The 3,055-nt window shown below is 68.3% G+C and carries 4 protein-coding genes; all 4 read right to left on the bottom strand.

Annotated features, from left to right (window positions below):
* The coding region (locus WAN71_RS24195) for a site-specific integrase (RefSeq protein ID WP_422227761.1) at nucleotides 1–131 on the bottom strand (131 nt) is incomplete at its 3' end.
* 32 nt (nucleotides 132–163) lie between these two features.
* Nucleotides 164–1,324: an alpha-hydroxy-acid oxidizing protein gene (locus tag WAN71_RS24190; protein ID WP_422227760.1), complete on the bottom strand. Its 1,161-nt coding sequence runs from the start codon at nucleotides 1,322–1,324 to the stop codon at nucleotides 164–166.
* A gap of 37 nt (nucleotides 1,325–1,361) precedes the next feature.
* The gene (locus WAN71_RS24185; protein ID WP_422227759.1) at nucleotides 1,362–2,210 is read right to left on the bottom strand and encodes a siderophore-interacting protein; all 849 of its coding nucleotides are present in this window, start codon (nucleotides 2,208–2,210) and stop codon (nucleotides 1,362–1,364) included.
* Between the two features lie 52 nt (nucleotides 2,211–2,262).
* Nucleotides 2,263–3,055: DNA-processing protein DprA (dprA, locus tag WAN71_RS24180; protein WP_422227758.1), on the bottom strand; the 793-nt coding region annotated here is incomplete at its 5' end.

Below are 3,055 nucleotides of genomic sequence, written 5' to 3'. Positions count from 1 at the left end.
GCCGCGGGCGCGCGTTCGTCCAGGAAATCGAACAACGACCGCAGATCGCCAAGGTAGGCGCGACGGGTATGGGCCGAGCGACCGCGTTGCAGCGCCAAGAAGTCGTCGAACTCGTCGAGGATCGCCTCCACTACCCCACGGTTGCAGACACCGGCGGTCTGGCTCAGCTGACGCGCCGCAGGGTGTCGGGAGTGAGACCAGCCAGTGATGTGTATCCGTCGACGGCCATGGTCAGGTCGGCTTCGGCCAGCAGCGTCCGCAGCACGTGCACAATGCCGTCGACGCCGCCCAGCGCCAGGCCGTAGGCATAGGGGCGTCCGACGCCAACGGCGGTCGCCCCGAGCGCGAGGGCCTTGACGATGTCGGCGCCGCTTCGGATCCCGGAGTCGAACAGCACCGGCAGCCCGTCTGCGGCTTCGACCACGCCGGGCAGGCAGTCCAGCGCGGGCAAGCCGCCGTTGGCCTGCCGGCCACCGTGATTGGAGCAGTAGATGCCGTCGACACCGCCGTCTCTGGCGCGACGCGCATCGTCGGGGTGGCAGATGCCCTTGACGATCAGTGGCAGCTTGGTCAGCGAGCGCAGCCACGGAAGGTCGTCCCACGTCAGCGGGTTGCCGAAAACCTGGATCCACCGCAGTACAGCGCCCTGTGGGTTCTCTTCGGGTGGCTGCGGCAGGCTGGCGCGGAACACCGGGTCACTGGTGTAGTTGCTCAGGCAATGTCCGCGCAGCTGAGGGAAGTTCGACGTGCTCAAGTCGCGCGGACGCCAACCGGTAACCCAGGTGTCGAGGGTGACGACGATGCCCTTGAAGCCGGCCGCCTCGGCGCGCTGCACCAGGCTGGCGGCCAGTTCACGGTCGGCCGGGGTGTAGAGCTGGAAGAACCCGGGGGTCTCGCCGAACTCGGCAGCGACATCTTCCATCGGGTCGACGGTCAGCGTTGAGGCGACCATCGGAACGCCTGTGCGGGCGGCCGCGCGGGCCGTCGCCAGGTCGCCGTGGCCGTCCTGGGCGCACAACCCGATGACCCCGATGGGCACCATGAACACCGGCGAGGGCAGCGTCAACCCGAACATCTGCACGGACAAGTCACGTTCCTTGGCGCCGACGAACATCCGCGGGATCAGTCCCCAACCCTCGAAGGCCTCGCAGTTGGCCCGCTGGGTGCGCTCGTCCCCGGCCCCGCCCGCGACGTATGACCACACCGACGGCGGTAGAGCCTTTGCCGCCTTGGCTTCCAGTTCCGCGAACACCATCGGTAGTGATGGCGCTACTCCGCCCAGGCCTTGAAGGTAGATCTCGTTTTGATAGTCGCCGAATGCCATGGGATGAGCATGCCAGCAGGTGAACAGGCTGACGAGGCTAGTAAGCCCCGGCCTCAGCGTCGGCCAGTTCCCTCTTCCACTGCCGGAATGTCTCTTCGGTGCGGCCGCGCCGCCAGTAACCCGAGATCGACGCCCACTTGGCATCCACTGCGCGATCCGTGCGGATATAGGGCCGAATGTTGTGCATCACCGCCTGCGCTTCGCCGTGGACGAAGGCGTGCACCTGCCCGGGAAGCCATGCGGCGGACTTGACCGCCTCGATCAACGGGGCGTGGTCGCCGGCTCGGTCCTCGCTGATCAGATCGGCTCGCCCGCCGCGGTAAATCCAATTGATTGCGACACCGTCGGGTGCGGTCAGCGGGATTTCGTTCTCGGGTCCGGCGATCTCGATGAACGCGTGACCAATTGCGTTGGAGGGCAACGCTTCTAGTGCAACACTGATGGCCGGCAGGCCAGTCTCGTCGCCGGCCAGCAAGTGCCAATCGGCGGCCGGATCCGGGCTGTAGGCGCCACTGGGACCCATCAGATACACCGGCTGGCCGGGTTCGGCCGCCGCGGCCCACGGGCCGGCCGTGCCGTGCTCACCATGTACGAGGATGTCGATGGCGATCTCGCGGGCGACCGGGTCGGCACGCCGCACGGTCAGGGTCCGCACCACCGGCTGCTTGGCGGCGGGTAGGTCGGCGAAGCTGTCCAGCGTCAACGGTTGCGGTAGGCAGGCCATATCGACGTCGCCAGCGACGAACACCAGCTTGACGTAGGAGTCGGTGAACTCGCTGGGTGTGAATGTGTCGAAGCCGCTGCCGCCCAGGACAACCCGGACCATGTGCGACGTGACTTCTTCGCGGCGCACCACTTCGAAGGTGTGCACTGGTCGACCGGCCACGTAGTTCCCTTCCCTTTGCAGCGGACCCCGTCGACTATACGAGCCGCTGCCATCACGGCGGGGGGCTCCGTTTCCGGACGATTCGCCAGCGGCCGTCGTGTCGCTCGGCCAGGCCGGCGACCTCGAGCATTGCCAGTGGCGCCAGTATTCGCGTCGGCTCCAGCGCGGCGGCGATCGCGATCTCGTCGACGGTGGCGACCCCGCGCGCTGGTAGCGCCTCATAAACGTGCCGCTCGTCGTCGCTGAGCCCGTCCAGCGCCGTTGCGGGCCGCGGCTGCTCGGGCGCCAGCTCACCGATGGAACCGACCAGCTCGACGATGTCCTCGGCGCGAGTGATCACCTCCGCGCCGGCGCGTAGCAGGGCGTGGCATCCCGTCGACGCCGACGAGGTCACCGGCCCGGGCACCGCGCCCACGATCCGGCCCAACGCTCGCGCCCACGCAGCGGTGTTTGCCGCGCCACTGCGCAGACCGGCCTCCACCACCACCGCCGCGCCGGCAAACGCCGCCACCAACCGATTGCGTGTCAGGAACCGATGCCGCGCAGGACGAAACCCCGGCGGATATTCGGTGACCAATAATCCGCTGCTGCCGATCCGATGCAGCAAGCCGGAATGTCCAGCGGGATAAGGGATATCAAGTCCCCCGGCCAATACTGCGACAGTGACGCCCTCGACGGCGAGTGCGGCCCGGTGGGCCGCGCCGTCGATGCCGTAGGCCCCGCCGGAGACCACCGCGACGTCCTGCTCGGCCAGCCCGGCGGCTAGGTCGCCAGCGACGTGCTCGCCGTAGCTGGTGGCTGCGCGCGGTCCGACGACGGCGGCCGCTCGCTGCGCCGTCTCATCG

Source organism: Mycobacterium sp., assembly GCF_049280035.1.
Taxonomy (GTDB): Bacteria; Actinomycetota; Actinomycetes; order Mycobacteriales; family Mycobacteriaceae; genus Mycobacterium.
Note: the sequence above shows the minus strand (reverse complement) of the source record. Positions and strands in the feature narration are given on the sequence as shown.

Coding starts and splice junctions, on each gene's coding strand:
- WAN71_RS24190 (WP_422227760.1), bottom strand. CDS start 1,324: ATGGCATTCGGCGACTATCAAAACGAGATCTACCTTCAAGGCCTGGGC.